We start from the raw sequence: 3,787 nt of genomic DNA, 5'->3' as shown, positions 1-3,787 counted from the left end.
AAGAGACGGGGCTGGGTCGGCGGCGGCCCCAAAGGCATCGTCCCGCCGGGCGAGCAGGTCGGCCACCGGCATCGGCGGTTCGAGTTTGAGCTCGCCGAGCAGCGGATAGGCGCCGTCGACCGCCTTCAGCTCGACCAGAGCCGAGCGGCCATCGTCGGTGCGTGCCATGCCGCGCATCGTTGCGGCGACCGAGACATCGCCGCGGCTGCGCAGGAACGCCACTTCTTTCGGCGTCGCTTCGCGCTGGATCAGGGAGAACGCAGCGTCACCGCCGAGCAGCGTGCGGCCCTCGCGGGCGAGCCCGTCGCCTAGGCTGGCTGCGACCGAGCCGACGCCGGCGATCGCCATCACGCCGAGCGCGATGCAGGCGATGAAGACGTAGAAGCCGTTCAGCCCGCCGCGCATCTCGCGAAGCGCGTAGCGCAGCGGCAGCGACCACGAACGGGTGCGGGGCGAGGTCTCGGTCAGGACCGTCATCGATCAAGCCGACCGTGCGCGTGCGGCGGAGCCCGGCTGCGTGGTGTCGATCCGCCCCGAGCGCAGCCGCACCACCCGGTCGCAGCGTTGCGCCAGTCCGGAATCGTGCGTGACCAACACCAGCGTCATGCCGCGCTCGGCATGCTTGGCGAACAACAGATCGACGATCTGCCTGCCGGTGGTTTCATCGAGATTGCCGGTCGGCTCGTCGGCCACCAGGATCGCCGGATCGGGCGCCAGCGCGCGGGCGAGCGCGACGCGCTGCTGCTCGCCGCCCGAGAGCTGGGAGGGGTAATGATGCAGCCGTTCGCCGAGACCGACCGAGGCGAGCTCGCGGGCCGCGCGGTCCGCGGCACCAGCCTGACCGGCCAGCTCCAGCGGCACCGCGACGTTTTCCAGCGCCGTCATGGTCGGGATCAGATGGAAGGACTGAAACACGATTCCGATCTGGCGGCCGCGGAAGCGGGCCAGCGCGTCCTCGTCCAAACCATTGAATGAGGTGCCGCCTACCACCACCTGACCGCTGTCGGGCCGCTCCAGCCCGGCCATCACCATCAGCAGGGTGGACTTGCCGGAGCCGGACGGGCCGATCAGCCCGATCGTCTCGCCGGTGCCGACGCGCAGGCTGATATCCTTGAGGATGTGCACCCGCGCTGCGCCGCTGCCCAGCGACAGGTTGACGTTGGAGATCGCGATGCTGTCCGGCGCGCCGCCGGCCAATGACGAGGGTTCAATGAGACTGTCCATGGCTGCCTCATATGGCTATTCAATCGTGGCGGTCGAGGGGTGGGCGCGCACGATCGCGCTGGTCCTGGGACTTGGAATGATGGCGGCGCTGCCTGGACAAAGTGCGCGGGCCGAGACCGCCGCGAAGCCGCTGAAAGTGGTGGTGCTCGGGGACTCGCTGACCGCCGGCTATGGCCTGCCGGCTGCCGATGCATTTCCCGCCAAGCTGCAAAAGGCGCTCAAAGCCAAGGGCATCGACACCGAGATGGTGAATGCCGGCGTGTCGGGTGATACCGCCAGCGGCGGCCTGGAGCGGCTCGACTGGTCGGTGCCGCCCGATGCCGATGCGGTGATCGTCGAGCTTGGCGCCAACGATGCGCTGCGAGGCACCGATCCGAAGGTCCCGCGCAAGGCGCTGGACGAGATCCTGAAGCGGTTGAAAGCACGTAAGTTGCCGGTGCTGCTCGCCGGGATGCTGGCGCCGCCGAATTACGGCAAGGACTACGCTGCGCAGTTCGACGCGATCTATCCGGACCTCGCCAAGCAATACGATGTGCCGCTGTATCCGTTCTTCCTCGACGGCGTCGCGGCAGTGTCGAACCTCAATCAGGCCGACGGAATTCATCCGACCGCGGCGGGCGTCGACATCATCGTCGAGCGGATTTTGCCCAAGGTCGAGGCGCTGCTCCGCCCGCTCCTGGTGCAAAGCCGCTGAGAAAGCGGCAATTCCGCCTTAAGGGCCGGATTGCCCTCAGCTTTCTGGGCCCCACGAGGGCTGCGCTGTAGCGCTGTTACACAAACGCGCTACACAATCGTATCGTTGATTCGCCGGACGTTTTGCGGACTGCCGTGCCCCACGCGGGACGGTCCCCACGATCGGGATAGGCAGCCGCAATCGGCCTCAGGTTCGAGGGTGTGCCGATGCCGCGTTTGTTTACGGGACTGGAGATTCCGGCTGAGATCGGCCAGACCCTGTCGAGTTTACGTGGCGGACTACCGGGCGCGCGCTGGGTCGATCCGGACGATTATCATCTCACCTTGCGGTTCATCGGCGACATCGACGGCGTCACCGCCAACGAGATCGCCTCGACGCTGTTTCGGGTCAATCGCAAGCCGTTCGAAGTCACCCTGCAGGGTCTGTCGAGCTTCGGCGGCAAGAAGCCCCGCGCAGTAGTCGCCTCGGTGGTGCCGTCGAAGCCGCTGATCGAGCTGCAGGCCGAACTCGAGCGGTTGATGCAGCGTGTCGGTCTCGATCCCGAGGGACGGAAGTTCACCCCGCACGTCACCCTGGCGCGGCTGCGCGGCGACGTTTCCAGCCGCGATGTCGCCGACTATCTGTCGATCCGCGGCTACTTCCCGTCCAAGGTGTTCAAGGCCGAGCGGTTCGTGCTGTATTCGGCCCGCGCCTCGACCGGTGGCGGTCCCTATATCGTCGAAGCGCCATACGAGCTGAATGCCTGACCAAGGCACCTCGTTATCGCGCATAGCTCTCCGACCGATTCCCGGCTTGCATTTTGCCGCCCGATCAGGCGGTAAAAGGCCGCATGTCCTCGCCGCACTCGCTCCGCCAGCAATATCAATCCCTGATCGCATCCGGCAGCATCGAAGCCGATCCGGCGCAGGCTCGCGCGGTGCAGGCTTTCACGCTCCTCAACGAGACGCTCGACGGCTATAAGCCACCGAAGAAGCAAGGCTTTTTCGGCCGCCTGTTCGGCGGCGGCGATGCCGGCCAGGCCCCCCCGCAGGGGCTCTACATCCATGGCGAGGTTGGCCGCGGCAAGACCATGCTGATGGATCTGTTCTTCGACGCGAGCCCGATCGCGTTGAAGCGGCGGTCGCATTTTCACGAGTTCATGGCCGAGACCCATGACCGCATCAACGGCTTCCGCCAGGCGATCAAGCGCGGCGATATTCCGGATGCCGACGTGATGGAGCTGACGGCGGCCTCGATCCTCGACGAAGCCTGGCTGCTCTGCTTCGACGAATTTCACGTCACCGACATCGCCGATGCGATGATCCTCGGCCGGCTGTTCACCAAATTGTTCGAGCTCGGCACCGTGGTGGTGGCGACGTCGAACGTTGCGCCCGATGATCTCTACAAGGGCGGCCTCAACCGCTCGCTGTTCATGCCGTTCATCGGCCAGGTGAAGCGGCATATGCGGGTGATCCGGCTCGACGCGCGAACCGATTACCGCCTGGAGAAATTCGCCGGCATGAAGGTCTGGCTGTCGCCCGACGATGCCGAGGCGACCGCGACGATTGACCGGGCGTGGCACCGGATCACCGGGACGACGAAGGGTGAGCCGCGCGATATCTCGATCAAGGGCCGTATCCTGCATGTGCCGCAGGCCGATCACCACGTCGCTCGCTTCTCATTCGCCGATCTGTGCCAGAAGCCGCTGGGCGCCAGCGACTACCTGCGGCTCGCACATGAATATCACACGCTGATGATCGATCATGTCCCGGTGATGGACTACGCCGATCGCAACGCCGCCAAGCGGTTCATCGCGCTGATCGATACTTTGTACGACAACTCGGTGAAGCTGATGGCCTCAGCCGCTGCGGAGCCGGCCCGGCTTTACCG

General features: G+C 65.8%; 4 protein-coding genes and 1 pseudogene. 3 read left to right on the top strand and 2 right to left on the bottom strand.

The annotated features are described in order from the left end of the window. Positions 1-477, bottom strand: a pseudogene (locus tag DYI24_RS22955) (ABC transporter permease); the annotation flags it as partial. A 3-nt stretch (positions 478-480) separates the two neighbouring features. Beyond that, a complete protein-coding gene (locus DYI24_RS22950) occupies positions 481-1,224 on the bottom strand; it encodes an ABC transporter ATP-binding protein (protein WP_164573970.1) in 744 nt (247 codons plus the stop codon). Between DYI24_RS22950 and DYI24_RS22945 the strand changes: the two genes are divergently transcribed. The 3 genes from DYI24_RS22945 to zapE all read left to right on the top strand — a co-directional run. Next, a complete protein-coding gene (locus tag DYI24_RS22945) occupies positions 1,223-1,918 on the top strand; it encodes an arylesterase (RefSeq protein ID WP_246701353.1) in 696 nt (231 codons plus the stop codon). The two genes, DYI24_RS22950 and DYI24_RS22945, sit on opposite strands and share 2 nt — an antisense overlap. 206 nt (positions 1,919-2,124) lie before the next feature. Beyond that, positions 2,125-2,664, top strand: a complete 540-nt coding sequence (gene thpR, locus DYI24_RS22940; protein ID WP_107342446.1) for an RNA 2',3'-cyclic phosphodiesterase — start codon at positions 2,125-2,127, stop codon at positions 2,662-2,664. An 83-nt stretch (positions 2,665-2,747) separates the two neighbouring features. Then, positions 2,748-3,787, top strand: a 1,040-nt coding sequence (zapE, locus tag DYI24_RS22935; RefSeq protein WP_164573969.1) for a cell division protein ZapE, incomplete at its 3' end; no start/stop codon positions are given.

This window comes from Rhodopseudomonas sp. BR0C11, assembly GCF_010820945.1.
GTDB classification, from domain to species: Bacteria; Pseudomonadota; Alphaproteobacteria; order Rhizobiales; family Xanthobacteraceae; genus Rhodopseudomonas; species Rhodopseudomonas palustris_H.
This window is presented reverse-complemented; position numbering and strand designations above follow the sequence as displayed.